Genomic DNA, 18,760 nt, shown 5'->3' with positions numbered 1-18,760 from the left:
TACCCCAAATCTGGAAGACCTTCCAAGAATTACATCCAAGAAATTTGTTCGGTACCGTTCCAGCATGGCCCGACGCTCCCAGAGACGAGACGCCCTGTTAGCCGCCGCCGTGGAGGTGGTGGGCGAACGCGGGGTCGCCGGCACCACGCACCGGGCGGTGACCGAACGCGCCGAAGTCCCGCTGGCCACGGCCAGCTACTACTTCTCGTCGATCGACGAGCTGATCGCCGAGGCGCTGACCGCGTTCGTCCGGCAGCGCGCCGAGGAGATGGCGCTGCCCGGGGACCGGGTCGACGAGGCGCCGCCGGCCGAGGTCGCCGAGTGGTACGCGAACCAGGTCATGGGCCTGGAGAAGGGAAAACGCCTGGCTTTCTACGAGGTTCTGCTCAACGCGGCCCGCACCCCCGAACTGCAGGACGCCGCGCGTAACGCCCTGCGCTCCTATCAGGACTGGGCCGTCGCGGGCCTGAACGCGGCCGGGGCTCCCCGCGGCACCTCGGGTGCGCGCGCCTTCGTCGCCCTCGGACTGGGCTTCGGCCTGCTGCACCTGGTGGAGGAACGGGACTCCGACACCGACGAGCTGTTCGCCGCCCTCCGCGACCTCTTCATCGGCAGCATCCTCGACCCCGACGAACACACAGCCTGGACCCAACGCCTCGCCACACACCCATCCGCCTCGGACCAAGACTGACGGCCCGACACACCGACCGGCAGGCAGGAGTTGGACGCAGAACGCGCGAAGTGATGGCTGAGTGGGGATCGCGTGCGCCACAGAGCCGGAAGCGCGGTGTGGTCTGGCGGAGTTGGGCGTGCAGCGCGTGAACTGATGGATAGACGGGGATCGTGTGCGCCTCCGGAGCTGAGTCGAGCACGGTGTGGCCCGACGGAATCGGGTGTGCGGCACATGAACCGATGGGCCGGGTGGCGGTGTGCCATCTGGTGCCCTGGGTGGCAGCGCCTGCACTCACTGGGCTGGATGGCCGTGCACCAACTGACGGGTTGATCGGGCTGTGCTCACGCTCAGGGGCTGGGTGGGGATGCGGTAACCGATTGGTTGGTGGGCATTGTGTGCACTGGCAGGGCTGGGTGGGGGTGCATGCGCCAGTTGATGGTTGGGATGGGCAGCGCCCTAGCCGACCGGGTTGGCGGTCGGCGCCTGAACTGACTGGCTGGGTGGGGCCTGAATTGACTGGCTGGGAGGGTAGCGGGCTGGGTGGGCAGCCAGCGCATTGACTGAGGCCGGGTACCCACGGCCGCACGGGCGTGCAGCAGCGCACTGGCCGACCTGGTGGCAGCCAGCGAACTGACAGGTTGCTCTCACCGCATTCCCAGGGACCGTTCCTAGCGTGGAAGTGTGTCCGGGTTCGGTCGAAAAGCACTGGTCAGCGGCCTTGTGTTGGCCGCGGTCGTGTTGGTGGCGCCGACCCTCGCGGAGCCGGTAACCCCGGCAGGCTCCGCGGTCGAGGTGTTGGCGCCACCGCCGATCCCGGTCACACCAACCCCGGCACCGGCGTACGCGCAGGACATGATCGCGGCAGGCCTGAACGCGGCCGCGAAGAACCTCACGGTGGGCGCAGCGGTGCTGGACATGACCACCGGCGACCTCCAAGTCGGTGGCAGCACAGAGTTCTACTCGGCTTCGTTGTCCAAACTGATGTTGGTTGTGGACATGCTCGACCGCGACGACGATCTGTCCACTTCGGACGAACAGTGGATCTCACGGGCGCTGAGCCTCAGCGACGACAACGCCATGAACGCGTTGTGGAGCAAGTTCGACGGTCCGGACGCGATGACCAGAGTGGCCGCCAGCCTTGGAATGACCGGCACGGAGACACCGGACCACCCCAGCCAGTGGGGTGAAACCGTGGTGTCGCCAGCCGGATTCGCGAGGCTGTACCAACACATACTGTCCGAAATGGACGAAAGCGACCGGGATCAGATCGTCGAGGACCTCAGCGCCGCCCAGCCCGCCGCCGCCGACGGCTACCACCAGTTCTTCGGCCTGCTCGGCCAGCCCGCCCAGGTCTACGCCAAACAAGGCTGGATGTACTACGGCGACAAGCTTTACCTGCACAGCGCCGGTGTCGTGCACGACGACTCCGGCGACTACGTCGTGGTCCTGATGACCGTCCAACCCGTTACCGCCACCACCACCGCGCAGGCCGCCGTCAACAACGTGGCCTCAGCGATGCTCAAAGTCCTCGCCACCACCTCGTGAACAGGAAGGGTGTGGCTCGTGCACACCCCCAAGGCGCACGAGCCACACGTCCATCACACGTGAGCTTCGGAAGGAATGGGAATGCCGACAGCGGACAGGAACTCGCGGACGTAGTCGATCGCGTCCGGATCACCGAGCCCGGCCGCGTGCCGCCACCACCGGGCCGCCTCGTCCGGCCGGCCCAGCAGCCCGTACAGCTCGGCCAGCCGCACCGCGCAGTCCGGGTCGCCGTTCTCCGCGCGTTCCCGGTGGTACCGCAGCTCTTCGGCCGGGTCGGTGAACCCGGCCCGGCCGGAGAACGGTGGCGGCGTGCCGGCCGCCTGGATGGCGGCCAGCAGCACCGTCGTGTCGATCGCTGCCACTTCCCTGGTCAGGGCTTCGGCGTGCTGGCGCAGCCGCCGTTCAACGCTCACCTCGCCCCTCCTCGGTAGGCAGGGGCCCGGTCAGCTGTGCTCTGATCCGTTTGAGCCCCAGGGAGTGATACCTATGGCAGTCCTTGGCCGAGATGCCCAGCCGTTCGGCGGCCATCGCCGGTTTGAGGTCCTCGCCATAGATCAGGTAAATGACATCGCGCTGCCGTGCGGGCAGCACCGATATCACCTTGCCGAGCTCGTCATCGAGCAGCGGTTCCGGCTGGCTGCAGGACTCCGCGTCGGTCTCCACCGGTTCGCGCGCCACCCGCGGGCGGCGGTTGCTGGACCGGTAGAAGTCCTTGATGACGTTGGACAGCACCGTGGCGACGAAGGCCCGTTCGTTGCGCACGGTCTCGGCCCGGCTGGGCCAGACCTGAACGAGCCGGACGAACACCTCCTGGACCAGGTCCTCGGCGTCCTGCCGGTTGTTCGTCGACCACCATGCCTTGTGCAACAGGTGCTGATGGTGGTCCACGAACAACCGGCGGAGCTCATGGTCACGGATGATCGCCGTCATCGAGCCCCCAGCGGAGGCGTGGTGCTGGCGTGCTGAGCCTGTCCGGCCAGAACAGCGGCCGCGGGGCGGGCGCTTCGGAGTGGGCTCTGTCTCGTGGTCGGACCGGTGTCAGGCGGCGCGAGCAGCCTCATCGACCCGGCTCCTTCGGGTAGTTCCGCCGCCCATGCGTGTGGGGCGGGAGGAGGCGGGAGCTCCTCACCTACCTAGACGTCCGGGCGCGCCGAAATCTCCTACGAGGGGATGAAATGGCGTGGGATTGGCTCCGAAAGGAGGCGGTGGGTGGTCTCCATGCCCCAGTCGTCGAGCTGGTCGAGGCCGTCGGAACTGCCGCGCAGGCCACCGAACCGGGACACATGTGCGGCCCATTCCTCCCGGCGTTCGATGCCGGGACGGGCCACGATGCAGTCGGGGTCGTTGACCCAGAACCGGCCGTGCTGGAACGCCCGGGACACGCCGTTCAGCGCCGCGCCCCACTGGCCGGGCATGGAGATGTCGCCGTCCGGCGGCAGGTAGGTCGGGGCGATGTCCGGGCTGACCCGCATGGCGTCGACGAGACCGATCGAAGGCAGTTGCGGCGCACCGCAGCCCAGCAGGTACGCGTCGGCGCCGATGGCGTCCCTGATCAGGCGCAACGCGTCGCGGTACGCCGCGATCGGGTCGATGTCCGCGTACCGCTTGCCGAACAGGGCACCCGCGTAGATGAAGTCGATCTTGTGGAAGTCGATGCCCCAGCCGCGGAACGTCCGGTACACCGTGGACAGGTACTCCGCGGCGCCCGGGTGCGTGCTGTCGAGCGCGTAGAGGTCCTGGTTCCAGTTGTGCCCGGCACTCACCGGGGAGCCGTCGTAGTTGCGCACCAGCCAGTCGGGGTGCTCGGCGGCGACCACGGACTTCGCGCCGACCAGGAACGGCGCGGTCCAGATGCCCGCGCGCCTGCCGGAGTCCAGGATCCGCGCGAACAGCGCGGGCACATCGGTGAAGTCCGGCGACGGGATCAGCCAGTCGCCGATCTCGGCCTGGTAGCCGTCGTCGACCTGCACCACATCGATCGGCAGCGACCCCATCAGCGCCAGGTTGGAGTCCACATTGGACTCGGTGACCTTGGTGAAGTACTGGTACCAGGAACACCAGATGGTCGGCGCGGGCCGGGGAGCGGGCAGGCCGAGCGACGCGGCCACGTCATCGGCCCACCGGGCCAGCGCGCCCTGGATGCCGTCCGGCCCGGAGTCCTTCCGGATCACGACATCGCCGCCCGCGGAGACCACGGCCGTCGAGCCGGCGATGGACACGTCGATGGCGGGCACCGAGTTCACCGGGTCCGCCGAGGCGATCACGTGCACCGGGCCGCCGTCGCCCGGGTCGATCGCGATCAGCCCCTCGCCGCGGTACACCTCCGGCGCGGGCAGGGACTCCGCCCGCCACGCCCCGATCCGCCGGACGTCGGTGGCCGGGCGGTGGGGTGGGCTGCCGGGGGAGTACCCGGTGGACGGCGACCAGGACTGCCAGCCCTGCTCGTGGATGACGGCGCGTTCGGGGTCGATGGGCAGTTCGGTGACCGGCCGCACGGGAATCAGCCTTTCGTCGATCCTAGGGTCAGGCCGCCGACGAACTGCCGTTGCAGCGCGAAGAACACCACAAGGCAGGGGATGGCGACCAACAGGGAACCGGCGGCGAGGAGGTTGTAGTCGGTGAAGAACTGGCCTCTCAGGTTCGACAGCGCCGATGTGATCGGCATCTTGTCCCCGGTCTGGATCAGCACGATCGCCCAGAAGAAGTCGTTGTAGATCCAGGTGAACTCGAGTGTGGCCAGCGCGCCCAGGGCCGGGCGGCACAGCGGCAGGATGACCTGCCAGTACTGCCGGAACACCCCGGCCCCGTCCACCCGCGCGGCCTCGGTCAGCTCCTGCGGGATCGTGCGCATGTAGTTGGACAGCACGAAGGTGCAGAACCCGGTCTGGAACGCGATGTGGATCAGGACGAGGCCCAGCTGGGTGTCCAGCAGGGTTTCCTTGTAGTTCAGCCATTCCGGCACGGGGATGAGCCGGTACAGCCGGTACAGCGGGGTGATGATGACCTGCTGCGGCAACAGGTTGCCCGCGGTGAAGACCATCAGCAGCACCAGGTTGAACCTGAAGCTGAACCGCGTCACGCCGAACGCCACCAGCGAGCTGAACAGCAGCGTGATGATCAGCGCGGGGATGGTGATCGCGAGTGTGTTGAGGAAGTAGTTCGGCAGGTCCGCGGTCGACCAGGCCTTGCCGAAGTTGCTGAGGGTCAGCTCCTTCGGGAACGAGAAGTATCCGTTGGCCGACGTGTCCTCGTAGGTCCGCAGCGAGGCGAACACCGTCCACAGCAGCGGCGCCAGCCAGATCAGGCAGACCAGGATCAGGAACGTGTGCAGCGCGACCCGCGACGCGCGCAGCCGCGCGTTCTTCTTGCCCCGCTCGCTCGCCCCGGTCTCCCGCAGGAACGGCCGGTCCAAGGTCGTACTCGTCACGTCCGATCCTCCCGACGGAACACCTGGACCAGGTAGGTGATGATGAAGCCGAGCGAGATCACCAGCAGGATCACCGCGAGCGCGGAGCCCCAGCCGATCCGGCTCGACTCGCCGATGATGTTGTCGGTGATCAGCACCGAGACCAGTTCCAGCCCGTTGCGGCCGCGGTTGATCGCGTACACGATGTCGAACGCGCGCAGCCCCTCGATCACGGTGATCACCAGCACGATCACGTTGATCGGCTTGAGCACCGGGAAGGTGACCTTCCAGAACGTCTGCCAGCCGTTGGCGCCGTCGAGCGCGGCGGCCTCCTTCAGCGACGGGTCGAAGGACTTCAGGCCCGCCAGGTACAGCAGCATCACGTAACCGGTGTGCTTCCAGCCCGCGGCCACCAGCACGGCGTAGATGTTGATGTCCGAGTCGCCCAGCCAGTCGACCGGGCTGGACTGCGCGATCCCCAGAACGTTGTTGACCAGCCCCAGGTTCGGCTCGTACATCAGCTGCCAGATGAAGCCGACCATGGCCAGCGCGAGCACCACCGGCAGGTACAGGATCGACTGGTAGATCCGGGTGCCCTTGAGCTGCCGGTCCAGCAGCACCGCCAGCAGCAGGCCGAAGCTGGTCGGCAGGACCAGCAGGAACGCCAGCCAAATGAGGTTGTGCTGCACCGCGGGCCAGAACCGCGGGTAGGCGGTGAAGATGTCGATGTAGTTCTGCACGCCGACGAACTTGATCGTGCTCAGGTCGCCGATGCCGTCCCATGAGCTGAACGACAGCACGATCGAGGACAGCGTCGGCACCCACACCAGGGCCAGGTGCAGCACGGTCGGGATGCCGACCATGAGCATCAGCACGATCCGGTCGGTGCCGGACAGCGCCGTGGCCCGGCGCCGCCCCCTGCGGGGGGCGGGCGTCGGGTCCGTGCGTGGGACGTTTTGGAGAACAGTCATTACTTCTGGAAGTACTGCTTGGCCTGGCTGGCGATCTTCTTGACCAGGCCGTCGATGTCGTTGGGGTTCTTGATGAAGTCGTTGACGCTGTTGATCGCGACCTCCTGGGCGAAGCCAGGGTCGGTGTCCCGGTCGAGGAACTGGGTGATGTGCTTGGCGTCGTTGACGAACTTCACGCACTTCTGCTGAAGCTTGTTGTACGAGGCCGCATCCGCCTTGTTGCTCGCCGCGATGCTGGTCGGGTCCGACTTCAGGTAGGTCTGCTGGGCCTGCGCGCCGGAGATGTAGGTCAGCAGCTTCTTGGCGTTGTCGGCGCTGCGCGGCTTCTGCGCCATGCAGAACCCGTCGATCGGCGCCTCGATGGTGTCCTGCCCGTACTGCGAGTTGATCTCCGGGAAGGCGAAGAAGTCGAGGTCGTCGAGCTTGCCGCCGGCGCTGAACTGCTGGCCGATCTGCTGCGAGCCGATCACCATCATGCCCGCCTCGCCCTTGAGCACCGACTGGGCGGCCTCCTGCCAGTCCCGGCCGAGCGAGTTGGGCTGGTAGAACTCCAGCAGCCGCTTCCAGTTGTCGAAGGTGGCCTTGACCTTGTCGCCCGCCCAGTCCTCCTTGCCCGCCATCAGGCTGACGTGGAAGTCGTAGCCGTTGGTGCGGAAGTTGATCTGGTCGAACGTGCCCAGCTGCGGCCAGCCGTTCTTCTGGCCGGCGGCCAGCGGGACGATGTTGTCCGCCTTCATCTTGGTGGACAGCGCGATGAACTCGTCGAACGTCTTCGGGACCGTGTAGCCCTTCTGCTGGAAGATGCTCGGCCGGTAGAACACGGCCCACGGGTAGGAGTAGAACGGCACGAAGTACTGCTTGCCGTCGTCGCCGGTGGAGGCTTCCTTCTGGGCAGCGGTGTAGTTCGAGCCGATGGTGTTCCACAGGTCGGAGATGTCGCCGACCAGGTTCTTGGAGGCGAAGAAGCGCAGCCGGAAGCCGGCGAACCAGGACCAGACGTCGTCCGCGCCGCTCTGCAGGTAGCTGGTGATCTGCTGCTGGAACGCCTCGTGGTCCTTGGTGTTGATGTTGACCTGGAGCTTCTCGGTGTCGGTGAACGTCTTCATCACGTCCGCGAGCGCCCCCTTGGGCACCGCGTCGGAGTAGTTCGAGCCGAGACTGACCGCGGTCGAGGTGCCGCTGCCGCCGGACCCGCCGGAGTCGCCGCACGCGGCTAGGCCGGGGACCGCGGCGAGGCCCACAGTGGCGAACAGGCCCTTGAGGGCGGCCCGGCGCCCGATCATCGACTCGAACGGAGGAGTCAAGCGGTTCATATGTCGCTCCAAACCCACGGACTCAAACAAGAGTGCTCACAATCTGGTAGCGGTGGCACGTTCTGTCAAGCCCCGTTACGGACCTGTTAACCCAGCCGGGTGAAGCTCCACAGCAGCCGGTGGGGCGAAACATTCCCAGTTGGAGGGCGCATAATGGGTGGTGGCGGTCGGGGCCCGCGGTGTCTCGGCCAGAGGCACACCGAAACATTCTCGATCGAACAAGATGTTTGAGTATGTTGTGTTGGCGCCCTATGCTCCCCGCAGGGCTGGGCATGGGCTGGAAGGGGTGTGCGGTGCTCGCGCGGCAGCGGCAGGCGATGATCCTGGACGAGGTCAAGAAGACCGGCGCGGTCCGGGTCAGCGACCTGGTGGACCGGCTCGGCGTGTCGGACATGACCGTCCGCCGGGACCTGGAGGTGCTCGCGCGCCGCGGACTGGTGGAGAAGGTCTACGGCGGCGCCACGGCGGTCGTCGGGCGCAGCACGGACGAGCCCGGGTTCGAGGCCAAGTCCGTGCAGCAGCTGCCGCAGAAGGAGGCCATCTCCGCGCTCGCGGCCGGGCTGGTCAAGCCGGGCACGGCGATCGGCCTGTCGGCGGGCACCACGACCTGGACGCTGGCCCGCTACCTCGACGACGTGGCCGACCTGACCATCGTCACCAACTCGATCAGGGTCGCCGACGTCTTACAACGAACCGGCCGGTCCGACCGGACGGTCGTGCTGACCGGCGGGGTGCGCACGCCGTCGGACGCGCTGGTCGGCCCGGTGGCCGTGCACACGCTGCGGTCGCTGCACCTGGACATGGTGTTCCTCGGCGTGCACGGCATGGCGTCCGGGCCCGGGTTCACCACGCCCAACCTCAACGAGAGCGAGACCAACCGCGCGCTGGTGGAGGCCGGCGGACGGCTGGTCGTGCTGGCCGACCACACCAAGTGGGGCACGGTCGGCATCTCCACCATCGCCGACCTGGAGGACGCCGACGTGCTGGTCACGGACGACGGCCTGAGCCAGGAAGGCCGTGACTTCCTCGCCGAGCGGGTCGGCGAGCTGACCATCGCCGACGTCGGCGAGGACGCGATGCCCGACACCGGAGGGGAAACCGCGTGAGGCGAACCACTGCCCGGCTGGCCGACGGCCGGGAGATCGTCTACTTCGACGACACGCCGGACGCGCCGGTGCGCACCGTCGCCGACAGCCGGGACCTGCCGCCGTTCCAGCCCGGTTCGGAGATGCGGCGCGACCCGCTGACCGGCGAGTGGGTGGCCATGGCCGCGCACCGGCAGACCCGGACGTACAAGCCGCCGGCGAACATGTGCCCGCTGTGCCCGTCCGAACCGGGCAAGCTGACCGAGATCCCCGAGCACAGCTACGACGTGGTGGTGTTCGAGAACCGGTTCCCTTCGTTCTCGCACCCGGTGCACGGCTTCCACGGCGATGGTATGACCACTGTGGACGGTCGTGAGCTGGTGCAGCGGGCGCCCGGCGAGGGCCGCTGCGAGGTCGTCTGCTTCACCTCCGACCACAACAGCTCGTTCGGTGAGCTGACCGTGCCGCGCATCCGCACGGTGGTGGACGTCTGGGCGGACCGGACCGAGGCCATGTCGAAGCTGCCCTACGTCGCCCAGGTGTTCCCGTTCGAGAACCGGGGCGAGGAGATCGGCGTGACGCTGAGCCACCCGCACGGCCAGATCTACGGGTATCCGTTCATCACCCCGCGCACCGCGCGGATGCTGGACGTCGCGTCGTCCTATATGGACAAGAACGGCCGTCCGGTGATGGGTGACGTGCTCGACGCCGAACGCAAGGAGGGCACGCGGGTCATCGAGTCGTCCGAACACTGGACGGCGTTCGTTCCCGTGGCCGCCCGCTGGCCGGTGGAGGTGCACGTGGTGCCGCACCGCCAGGTCCCGGACCTGCCCGCGCTGACCGACGACGAACGCGACGACTTCGCGAGCCTCTACTCGCGTGTCCTGCGGCACCTCGATTCCCTGTACGACCGGCCGTTGCCGTACATCGCCGCCTGGCACCAGGCGCCGGTGCGCGAGTGCCGCGACCTGGCCTGGCTGCACCTCGAGGTGTTCTCCATCCTGCGCACCAAGGACAAGCTGAAGTACCTCGCCGGGTCGGAGTCGGGCATGGCGGTGTGGATCAACGACGTCACCCCCGAGGCCGTCGCCGAGCGCCTGCGCAACGCCGGCTGAAGTTCTCACAGAACTCCCCAGGTTCATCTCAGGCGGTTCTCAGACACAGGCGGCAAGCTTTGTGCCATGACCGAGAACAGCCCCGGCCCGCAGCAGCCTGACAGCAGCGGGCAGGCGCACGAGCCGGCTCCGGCGCAGCCCACGGCGTCGCTGCCGGAGCCGGGCCAGGCGCCCGAGACCGGCTCGCAGCCCGCGGCCGGTGCGGCCCCCGCGGCCGATGCTCCGCGCGAGACCGGCTCTTCGTACGACGCTGCCTCTCCTTATGGCACAGCCTCTCCTCGTGACACAGCCTCGTTGCACGACACGGGCGAGCCGACGCCGCCGAGCCCCTGGGCCGCGCAGGCGCAGCACGCCCCGGCGCACGAGCAGCCGCAGGTGCTGTACGGCTCGGCCGTGCACGGTCAGCCAGGGCCGTACATGCCCCCGCCGAACGTTCCCACGTACTCGGTCACGCCCCCGCCTCCGCCGCGCCGGTCCAACGGGCTCGTGATCGGGGTCGCCGTGCTCGCGTTGCTCGTCGGGGGCGGCGCGGGTGCCGTGGGCGGGTTCATCACCGCGGACAACAAGATCGCGAGCGCGCCGTCCGCCCTGGACGCGCCGCCGCCGGCCAAGCAGGCTTCGTCCGCGGCGCCCGGCTCGGTCGAGTCGGTGGCCGACAAGCTGCTGCCCAGCGTCGTCCAGCTGCAGACCCGCAGCGGCGAGGGCTCCGGCTTCGTGATCCGCCAGGACGGCCTGATCATCACGAACAACCACGTCATCGCCGAGGCCGCGCAGGGCAGCCCGCTCAAGGTCGTCTTCCAGGACGGGCAGACCGCGGACGCCACCGTGCTCGGCCGCGACCCGACATCTGACGTCGCGGTCGTGCAGGCGAAGGGCGTGTCCGGCAAGACCCCCGTCACGCTCGGCCGGTCCGACGACCTGAAAACCGGCCAGGCCGTGGTCGCGATCGGATCGCCGTTCGACCTGTCCGGCACGGTCACCTCCGGCATCGTCAGCTCGCTGCACCGGCCGACCCGCGCCGGCGGCGACCAGGGCACGCAGGAGTCGGTGATGGACGCGATCCAGACCGACGCGGCGATCAACCCGGGCAACTCCGGCGGCCCGCTGGTGAACATGGCCGGCCAGGTCGTCGGGATCAACTCGGCGATCTACAGCCCGAACAGCACCGGCGGCACCCGCGGCCAGCAGGGCGGTTCGGTCGGCATCGGCTTCGCCATCCCGATCGACCAGGCCCGGCGCACCGCCGACGAGATCGTCAAGACCGGCAAGGCCACCCAGACCGTGCTCGGCGTGAAGGTGCAGACCCCGCAGGACGGCACCACCAACGGCGCGCAGGTCACCGAGGTGACCCCGAACAGCGCGGCCCAGGCGGCCGGGCTCGCCGTCGGAGACCTCGTGACCAAGATGGACGACCGCCGGATCGACACCTCCGACGCGCTCGTCGCGGCGGTCCGCTCCAAGGCGCCCGGCGACAAGGTGACGCTGACCATCGGCAACGGCACCAAGACCGTCCAGGTCACCCTCGGCGGGCAGCCCGTCCCGTTGAACTGAGTTTTCGAAAGAACGAGACGCTCGGCCGTTGCAGGGCGGCCGAGACCAAGCTCCGGTCCTGTCGGGGAGGGCCGGGGGTGGTGAGAGGAGCCTCGTGGGGTTGTTCCGCCCGGGAGCCGGAACAACCCCACGAGGTGGACGCACAACAACACAGGTTTCCGGTTCTCGTCGGGTGAGCCGGAACACGCCGATCCTCTGCTCCGCGGAGGTCGGCCGCCGGCCCACTGCCCCGGGGCCGGTCAAAACTGAGCCGCACGGGATGGATCACCCCTCGTCCATCTCTGTGCGGCTCGGTTTCATTTCGCGGCAGCCGCTCTGCGCTTCTTGATCACATTGCGCACCAGGAAGAAGACCAGCACGAACACCCACACCACCCCCAGACTGATCCCGAGGCGCGCCCAGTAGTTCGCGTCGTGCAGACCGGGGTTCGCAGGAACGCCGTCCTGCCACAGCAACGGAACGGAAATCAACACCAGGACCCCGGACACCACCGCCCCCACCTTCACGGGTCCTCTGACCACAAACCCCAAGGCCGCCACAACGGGCGCGAGCAGAGCGTCATGGATGACCGGCCCTGCGACGAACCAGGCCCCCAGCTCGAAAAGCTGCGGAACGTCCAACGCCAGCCAGGCACCCCAAGCCGCCATCCCGATCCCGGCGAGGCCGAGCGCAAGTCGTGTCTTCACAACACCTCCAACCGGTTGACCCACTTGGTCTGCAGGACTCCGGGACGGCTGGGGGCGATGATCCGCGCCGGGTAGCCGTGGTCCAGGTCGAGCACTTCGCCGTTGAGCTTCAACGCCAGCAGCGTGAGCGGGTCGCTGGTGTGTTCCCCAGGGAGAACCGTCGATCGGTAGAGGCCGTTGCGTTCCATCGACTGCACGCGGATCTCCGCTCCTGGCTGAACCCCTGCTGCTGTCAACAGATCCTTGACGGGCACGCCGGTCCAGGTCGCGTTCTGGCTCCAGCCCTCGACGCAGGCGATCGGGAGGTCCGCTGTGGTCTGGGGCATGGCGTTGAGCTGGTCGAGGGTGAACGTCTTGGCTGCCACCTGAAGGGTCCAGTCCGGGTCTCTGGTGATACCCGCGGCCGCGGCGGTTCTGTTGACGGGCAGGCCTTGGCGGCCGTTCGTGGTCCGCCAGGCCAGGGTCGAGACGCCGCGGAGGAGGGGGAGCGTGGTGCCTGCGGTGGCGAGGACCGCTACTCCCGTGGCGATCCAGGTTGTCCGCAGAAACGCCCGCCTGGAGGGGATTTCGGGTTCGGGGTCTCTGGTGAGGGCGCGTCGGATGGTCGGCAGTTTGACGGCGATGTGCAGGATGATCGAGCCGACGGCGATCCAGGCCACCGCGTAGTGCGTGTCAGGGAAGAAGAACGTGAACTTGTAGTTCTGGGCGACGTTGAGAATGCCCGTCGTCAGCTCGAAGAAGGCCGCGCCGGACAGCACCAGGATCGAGCCGCGTTCGAGGGCGTGCGGCAGGTTCCGGACCAGCGGGCGTTCGAACAGCTTGGGGTAGACGCTCCAGAGTTTGGCCAGCAGCAACGGGATCGCGGCGATGCCGGAGACCACGTGGACGCCCTGGGTGATCCGGTAGAGGTTGACCGGGCGGGACGGCCAGAAGAACCAGCTGGGTGGGTGCTGCACGGCGTGGCTCAGCAGACCGGTGATGAAGCAGACGACGAACGCGATGCCGAGCCAGAGGCCGATCCGGGCGGTGGCGCGTTCGTGGTGGGCCGCGCTCTTGAACGTGGGGAGCTTCATGCCGGCACCAGTTCCGTGAACCAACGGTCCCCGCTCGATGCCGTCCATCGACGGTCGAGTCCGGCCGCGTTCGCTGTCTGCTCGACACCGTCCGCGCCGAGCCAAGCCCACGGGAACCAGGTCCCGGTGCCGTTCAGGCGCACTCGATGGTGGTGGACCGGCACACCGGGCGGATCGACCTCGACGATCGCCTTCCCCTGGGGTGAAAGCAGATCCCGGATCCGGCGCAGGAGGGTGACCGGGTCACCGCCGATGCCGATGTTCCCGTCGGCCAGCAGCGCGGTGTGCCAACGCCCTTCGCCAGGAAGGCAATCGAACACACTTCGCCGCAGGGCGACCGCGCCACGGGCCAGGGTCATCCTGATCGCGACCGGTGAGGTGTCCACGCCCAGCACTGGCACGCCCCGTTTGGACAGGGCGCTCGCGAGTCGCCCCGGGCCGCAACCGATGTCGAGAGTCGGGCCGGCACAGTGGGCGAGCATCATCTCGTCGCTCGGATCCGGGGTCGCCCGCCAGCGCTCCACCGGCAACGGGATCCGCGCCCCGTCGGACAGTTCCAGCCAGCAGGTCTCGCCCGCCAGCGCCATGTCGAACTCAGTCACGCCGTCGCCACCACCGTCTGTGCGAACCGGCCGTTCGGGACCTGCCGGGCCACCTGGCGGGCGTCCGCCATGGTGTCCACATCGGACAACACCGGCAGCTCGCCGATCCTCAGGTGAGCGAGAGCGGCGTGAGTCAGGTCGCCGGTGTCGGGCCGGGACATCCGGACAGTCCGCAGGGCATCGGCCTCCGCCGGGTTGTGCAGGCCAAGGGCCCACCAGCCGCCGTCCGCCGCCCGGCCGAGCACGCCGTCGAACTCCTTCAAGCGTTCCATCGCACCCGTCAGGATGGCGGGCGTGACCTGCGGGGTGTCCATGCCGATCTGTAGAACGGCCTGGCCGGGGCAGTGCCTGGCGACGTCCAGGTGTGCGTTGGCGAGGCGGTTGGCGAAGTCCTGGCCGCGCTGCCAGAACACAGCGGTCCGGTTCAGCGCCTTGACGAGGTCCTTCTGCCGCGCCGCACAGCCGATCTCGCCGGCGAACGAGACCACTGGTCGTGCGCCGGGAACCGAGCAGACAACGTCCAATGTGTCCAAAAGAGACGCAGCCGCGATGTCGGCCGCCTGCTCGGGCGTTGCCGGTGGGCACAGTCGCGTCTTCACCCGTCCGGGGACAGGGGCCTTGGCCAGCACCAAGATGATCATCGCAGCACCCCGGCCATGTCGTGGACCGCGCGCAGCGTCCCCCTGACCGAACCGGAGACCTTCGACTTCGTGCCCGCGGCTCGCGCCCGGTAGGTAACGGAGGTCTCCACGACCCGCCACCTGCTCTCGGCGGCTCTGAGCAGGAGTTCCAGCGGATAACCGAACGCGCGGTCCTTGATGCCCAGATCGAGCAGCTGTTGACGGCGAGCCACCCGCATCGGCGCGATGTCGGTGACCGGCAGGCCTTTCCGGCGCAACAGCGTTGCCAACAGGGCGTTTCCTGCACGCGCGTGCCATGGCCAGACTCCTCGCTGCGCTGGAACGCGTTTGCCCACAGCGAGATCGGCGTGGTCGAGCATCCGGGTGAGCTTGGGCAGCTCAGCGGGGTCGAGCGAGGCATCCGCGTCCATGAACGCGACCAGCTCGGACGTGGCGTGCTCCAGTCCTGTGTGGACGGCAGCGCCGTAGCCCTTGCGTGGCTCGTGGATCACTTTCGCGCCCAGCCGGCCGGCGATCTCGGGTGACCCGTCGGTGGACCCGTTGTCCACGACGATCGCCCGGTAACCCGGTGGCAGCGCCGTCAGCACCAAGGGGAGTGCCGCCGCCTCGTCGAGGCACGGCAGCACCACATCGATCTCGTCCATGGCGCCGAGTGAAGTCTCTTCCGGACGAGGGCAGAACCCTTGCGGCGCTTACCAAACTGTGACGGCGGCGAACTTCTTACGGACTTCTGACGGATCGCGGTGCCAGTCGGCGGACCGGCCCGAGGAGGGCTACCTTCCCCAGGTGTCCCTGGTCTTGACCCGTCCGCGGCGGATCCGTGGTGACCTGGTCGCGCTGGCTCTGTTGCTGGCCGCGATCGGGGTCGGTTTCGGCTTCGGTATCCGGCTGTCCGGCAGCGCTCACTTCCCGGGCGCGCCGTCGACGTTCGGCGAGTGGCCGGTGCTCGCGCAGTGGCTGCCGCATGTTGGCCCCGGCACGCCGTTCGCCGTCATGCTGGCTGTCGCTGCCGTTGCCTGGGGGCAGGAGCTTGCACAACGGCTGTCATGGCGGCGTGCGTTGCTGCTGGGGTACGCGACGAGTGTGCTGTGGATTTTCTCGCTGGCGATGGTGGACGGCTGGCAGCGCGGGGTCGCCGGGCAGCTCACCAGCCAGGACGAGTACCTCAGCGCGGTGCCCGGGATCACCGACATCGGTGTGATGCTGCGGACGTTCACCTCGCGGATCCTCGACTTCCAGCCGGATTCCTGGACGACGCACGTCTCCGGGCATCCGCCGGGCGCGACCCTGGTGTTCGTCTGGCTGGACCGGCTCGGGCTGTCCGGCGGCGGCTGGGCCGGGATCGTCTGCATTCTCGTCGGCGGGCTGACCGCAGTGGCCGTTCCCGCGACGGTTTCGTTGCTGGGCAAGGAGTCCCTGGCCCGGTCGACGCTGCCGTTCATCGCCCTGTTCCCGGGCGCGGTGTGGATCGGGGTGTCTGCGGACGGGCTTTTCGCCGGTGTGACGGCGTCCGGCATCGCTTTGCTGGCGTTGCGGACCCGGCTGGCGGCGCTGGCCGGTGGGCTGCTGCTCGGCTTCGGCGCGTTTTTGTCGTACGGGCTTGCTTTACTAGGCGTGGTCGCACTGACCGTGTGTGCGGTGACCCGGAGCTGGCGGACTCTGGGGCTCGCCGTGCTCGCGGCGGTGGCCGTGGCTGGCGTGTTCGCGTGGGCGGGGTTCTGGTGGTTCGACGGCTACCACTTGGTCGTCGAGCGCTACTACCAGGGCATCGCGAACGACCGACCGTACTGGTATTGGGTGTGGGCGAACCTGGCGTGCCTGGCGCTGGCCGTCGGGCCTGCGGTGGCTGCCGGGCTGCCGCGCGCCTGGCGTGTACCACTGGTGGCTGCCGCAGCCGTGGTCGTCCTCCTGGCAGACGTGTCGGGGCTGTCCAAGTCCGAGGTGGAACGGATCTGGCTGCCGTTCGCGGTCTGGCTGGTGCCCGCGGCGGGCATGCTGCCCCGGGCACGGTGGTGGCTGGCCGGTCAGGCGGTCACCGCGCTTATGGTGAACCACTTGCTGCTGACGAACTGGTGAGGCGATGAGCGAACACGGACGAGTGCTGGTGGTGGACGACGACGAGACGGTCCGCGACGTTGTGCGCCGCTACCTGGAGCTGGCCGGGCACGAGGTGACCGTGGCCGGGGACGGCGAGCTCGCCCTGTCGCTGGTCGCCCGCGCGGAGCCGGACCTGATCGTGCTGGACCTGATGCTGCCCGGGATCGACGGCCTCGAGGTGTGCCGGCGGATCCGGCAGTACAGCACCGTCCCGGTGGTCATGTTGACCGCATTGGGTGAGGAGGAGAACCGGATCGCGGGCCTGCAGCTCGGCGCGGACGACTACGTCACCAAGCCGTTCAGCCCTCGTGAGCTGGCCCTTCGGGTGTCGTCAGTGCTGCGCCGGGCCCGTGCGGTGCCTGCCGCGGCCCCCGCGCGGTTGGTGGAGGACGGCGACCTGTCGGTCGACCCCAGCGCGCGCAAGGCCACCCTGGGGGGCGAGGACCTGTCGCTGACCACGCGCGAGTTCGACCTGCTGTTGTTCCTGATGACCAACGCGGGCACCGCCTTCTCCCGGACCGACCTGCTCGAGAAGGTGTGGGGCTGGGACTTCGGCGACCAGTCCACTGTGACCGTCCACGTGCGACGGTTGCGCGAGAAGATCGAGGCGGTACCGGCCAAACCGGCCCGGATCGCCACCGTGTGGGGTGTGGGGTACCGCTATGACCGCACCTGACGTCATCTCACCGGCTGAGCCGATGAGCACGATGCTGCAGCACCTGCTGCACATCCTGCCGGTCGCGTTCGCCCTGACGGTGCCGGTGACGGCGCTCGGCGTGCTGCTGCTGTACCTGCTGCGCAACCGCCGTCTGGTGACCAACCTGACCGTGCTCGTGCTGACGCCCATCGCGGCGGTCATGGCCGGGGTGCTGGGCGTCAGCGGGTTCATGTTCAACGCCACGCTGACCACGATGCTGCTGGTCTGCCTGATGGTCATGCTCGTCACCGTGCCGACGGCGGTGGTGCTCGGCCGCATGATCGCCCGGCGCAGCGTGTGGGAGCGCGAGGCCCGCGACCGCGAACGCGCCGCCGAGGCATCACGGCGGGAGCTGGTCGCGTGGATCAGCCACGACCTGCGGACACCGTTGGCGGGCATCCGGGCGATGGCCGAGGCACTGGCTGACGGCGTGGTGTCCGAGCCCCGTGAGGTCGCCGGGTACGCCAACCGGATCGGCGGCGAGACCCGCCGGCTGTCCGGGATGGTCGACGACCTGTTCGAGCTGTCCCGGATCACCGCGGGCGCGCTGGAGCTGACGCTGTCCGCGGTGCCGCTGCAGGACGTGGTCAGTGACGCTCTCGCCGGTCAGTCGCCGGTCGCCGAGCGCAAGAAGGTGCGGCTGGTAGCCACCGCCGAGGCGTGGCCGATCGTGCTGGGCAGCGACCCGGAACTGGCAAGGGTCGTGCGCAACCTCGTGTCCAACGCGATCCGGCACACACCCCCGGACGGCACCGTGGCCGTGCAGCTGGGGGTGGACGGCGGGAACGCGGTGCTGGCCGTCGACGACGGCTGCGGTGGCATCCCCGAGCAGGAACTTTCCCGGGTCTTCGAGGTGGCTTTCCGGGGCACCGCCGCCCGGACACCGGCACCGCGCGGGGACGAGCCCGTCGGCGCGGGCCTGGGCCTCGCCATCGCGAAAGGCCTGGTCGAGGCGCACCGAGGCCGGATCACCGCGCACAACCACGGCCCCGGATGCCGCTTCGAGGTCCGCCTCCCCCTAGCCGTCTAGCTGTGAACCAAGGAGTGGGCAGCCTGGTGATGGGTGGCTGGCTTCGTCGCGGCGCCCGTTCCGCACGCCGTCTCAGGCCGGAGACGGGGCGGACTCCCCTCGTCGTCTGACCGGCAGTCCTGTGACGCTGGCAGGACACCGGCTCCTTTCGGCGACCCGGCTTCCCACCGGCCGCATGCCGCCCGGGGCCGCCAGCAGAGGTTGCCCTCGCCGTCTGACCGGCCGTCCCGCGCCGCTGGCCGGAGACCGGTTCCTTCCGACGACCTGGCTTCCCT

At 68.7% G+C, this 18,760-nt stretch carries 19 protein-coding genes; 8 read left to right on the top strand and 11 right to left on the bottom strand.

The window, feature by feature from the left end; genetic code table 11:
• Nucleotides 1-64 precede the first annotated feature (64 nt).
• Entirely contained in the window at nucleotides 65-691 is a 627-nt protein-coding gene (locus AB0J95_RS00795; protein ID WP_364750413.1) for a TetR family transcriptional regulator, read from the top strand.
• Between the two features lie 663 nt (nucleotides 692-1,354).
• Entirely contained in the window at nucleotides 1,355-2,218 is an 864-nt protein-coding gene (locus tag AB0J95_RS00790; protein WP_364750410.1) for a serine hydrolase, read from the top strand.
• A gap of 53 nt (nucleotides 2,219-2,271) precedes the next feature.
• Here the strand turns inward: AB0J95_RS00790 and AB0J95_RS00785 are convergent, their stop codons facing one another.
• The 6 genes from AB0J95_RS00785 to AB0J95_RS00760 all read right to left on the bottom strand — a co-directional run bounded on the left by AB0J95_RS00785 (nucleotide 2,272) and on the right by AB0J95_RS00760 (nucleotide 7,908).
• Nucleotides 2,272-2,631, bottom strand: a complete 360-nt coding sequence (locus tag AB0J95_RS00785; RefSeq protein WP_364750407.1) for a hypothetical protein — start codon at nucleotides 2,629-2,631, stop codon at nucleotides 2,272-2,274.
• Nucleotides 2,621-3,148, bottom strand: a complete 528-nt coding sequence (locus AB0J95_RS00780) for an RNA polymerase sigma factor (protein ID WP_364750405.1) — start codon at nucleotides 3,146-3,148, stop codon at nucleotides 2,621-2,623. Before AB0J95_RS00780 ends, AB0J95_RS00785 begins: the two co-directional genes overlap by 11 nt.
• A 230-nt stretch (nucleotides 3,149-3,378) precedes the next feature.
• Complete coding sequence (locus AB0J95_RS00775; RefSeq protein WP_364750402.1) at nucleotides 3,379-4,713, bottom strand: glycoside hydrolase family 36 protein; 1,335 nt, start codon at nucleotides 4,711-4,713, stop codon at nucleotides 3,379-3,381.
• 5 nt (nucleotides 4,714-4,718) lie between these two features.
• Entirely contained in the window at nucleotides 4,719-5,645 is a 927-nt protein-coding gene (locus tag AB0J95_RS00770; protein WP_364750399.1) for a carbohydrate ABC transporter permease, read from the bottom strand.
• Nucleotides 5,642-6,595, bottom strand: coding sequence for a sugar ABC transporter permease (locus AB0J95_RS00765; RefSeq protein ID WP_364750397.1), 954 nt, complete (start codon nucleotides 6,593-6,595; stop codon nucleotides 5,642-5,644). Before AB0J95_RS00765 ends, AB0J95_RS00770 begins: the two co-directional genes overlap by 4 nt.
• Nucleotides 6,595-7,908, bottom strand: coding sequence for an ABC transporter substrate-binding protein (locus tag AB0J95_RS00760; RefSeq protein ID WP_364750395.1), 1,314 nt, complete (start codon nucleotides 7,906-7,908; stop codon nucleotides 6,595-6,597). Before AB0J95_RS00760 ends, AB0J95_RS00765 begins: the two co-directional genes overlap by 1 nt.
• A 293-nt stretch (nucleotides 7,909-8,201) precedes the next feature.
• On the opposite strand from AB0J95_RS00760, the gene AB0J95_RS00755 reads away from it, so the two are divergent.
• The 3 genes from AB0J95_RS00755 to AB0J95_RS00745 all read left to right on the top strand — a co-directional run bounded on the left by AB0J95_RS00755 (nucleotide 8,202) and on the right by AB0J95_RS00745 (nucleotide 11,659).
• Nucleotides 8,202-9,014, top strand: a complete 813-nt coding sequence (locus AB0J95_RS00755; protein WP_364753376.1) for a DeoR/GlpR family DNA-binding transcription regulator — start codon at nucleotides 8,202-8,204, stop codon at nucleotides 9,012-9,014.
• Nucleotides 9,011-10,108 (top strand): galactose-1-phosphate uridylyltransferase, encoded by a 1,098-nt coding sequence (gene galT, locus AB0J95_RS00750; RefSeq protein WP_364750392.1) that lies wholly within the window; start codon nucleotides 9,011-9,013, stop codon nucleotides 10,106-10,108. The genes AB0J95_RS00755 and galT overlap by 4 nt, the downstream gene beginning before the upstream one ends.
• 66 nt (nucleotides 10,109-10,174) lie before the next feature.
• A complete protein-coding gene (locus AB0J95_RS00745; RefSeq protein ID WP_364750389.1) occupies nucleotides 10,175-11,659 on the top strand; it encodes a trypsin-like peptidase domain-containing protein in 1,485 nt (494 codons plus the stop codon).
• 296 nt (nucleotides 11,660-11,955) lie between these two features.
• Here the strand turns inward: AB0J95_RS00745 and AB0J95_RS00740 are convergent, their stop codons facing one another.
• From AB0J95_RS00740 to AB0J95_RS00720, 5 genes are read right to left on the bottom strand one after another with little or no spacing between them, the layout of a single operon-like run.
• The gene (locus tag AB0J95_RS00740) at nucleotides 11,956-12,345 is read right to left on the bottom strand and encodes a hypothetical protein (RefSeq protein WP_364750386.1); all 390 of its coding nucleotides are present in this window, start codon (nucleotides 12,343-12,345) and stop codon (nucleotides 11,956-11,958) included.
• Nucleotides 12,342-13,418 (bottom strand): molybdopterin-dependent oxidoreductase, encoded by a 1,077-nt coding sequence (locus tag AB0J95_RS00735; RefSeq protein WP_364750383.1) that lies wholly within the window; start codon nucleotides 13,416-13,418, stop codon nucleotides 12,342-12,344. The genes AB0J95_RS00740 and AB0J95_RS00735 overlap by 4 nt, the downstream gene beginning before the upstream one ends.
• Nucleotides 13,415-14,020: a methyltransferase domain-containing protein gene (locus tag AB0J95_RS00730; protein WP_364750380.1), complete on the bottom strand. Its 606-nt coding sequence runs from the start codon at nucleotides 14,018-14,020 to the stop codon at nucleotides 13,415-13,417. Before AB0J95_RS00730 ends, AB0J95_RS00735 begins: the two co-directional genes overlap by 4 nt.
• Entirely contained in the window at nucleotides 14,017-14,661 is a 645-nt protein-coding gene (locus tag AB0J95_RS00725) for a DUF2064 domain-containing protein (RefSeq protein WP_364750378.1), read from the bottom strand. Before AB0J95_RS00725 ends, AB0J95_RS00730 begins: the two co-directional genes overlap by 4 nt.
• Entirely contained in the window at nucleotides 14,658-15,305 is a 648-nt protein-coding gene (locus AB0J95_RS00720) for a glycosyltransferase family 2 protein (protein WP_364750375.1), read from the bottom strand. The genes AB0J95_RS00725 and AB0J95_RS00720 overlap by 4 nt, the downstream gene beginning before the upstream one ends.
• A gap of 142 nt (nucleotides 15,306-15,447) precedes the next feature.
• Here AB0J95_RS00720 and AB0J95_RS00715 point away from each other — a divergent pair, with 142 nt between their 5' ends.
• The 3 genes from AB0J95_RS00715 to AB0J95_RS00705 are packed head-to-tail and all read left to right on the top strand — an operon-like array spanning nucleotide 15,448 to nucleotide 18,485.
• On the top strand, nucleotides 15,448-16,737 hold the full coding sequence (locus AB0J95_RS00715) for a hypothetical protein (RefSeq protein WP_364750373.1): 1,290 nt from the start codon (nucleotides 15,448-15,450) through the stop codon (nucleotides 16,735-16,737).
• Nucleotides 16,738-16,741: 4 nt separating this feature from the next.
• Complete coding sequence (locus tag AB0J95_RS00710) at nucleotides 16,742-17,434, top strand: response regulator transcription factor (RefSeq protein WP_364750370.1); 693 nt, start codon at nucleotides 16,742-16,744, stop codon at nucleotides 17,432-17,434.
• Complete coding sequence (locus tag AB0J95_RS00705; RefSeq protein WP_364750367.1) at nucleotides 17,421-18,485, top strand: HAMP domain-containing sensor histidine kinase; 1,065 nt, start codon at nucleotides 17,421-17,423, stop codon at nucleotides 18,483-18,485. The genes AB0J95_RS00710 and AB0J95_RS00705 overlap by 14 nt, the downstream gene beginning before the upstream one ends.
• Nucleotides 18,486-18,760 lie beyond the last annotated feature (275 nt).

The organism is Actinocrispum sp. NPDC049592 (assembly GCF_040675465.1).
GTDB lineage: Bacteria > Actinomycetota > Actinomycetes > Mycobacteriales > Pseudonocardiaceae > Kibdelosporangium.
This window is presented reverse-complemented; position numbering and strand designations above follow the sequence as displayed.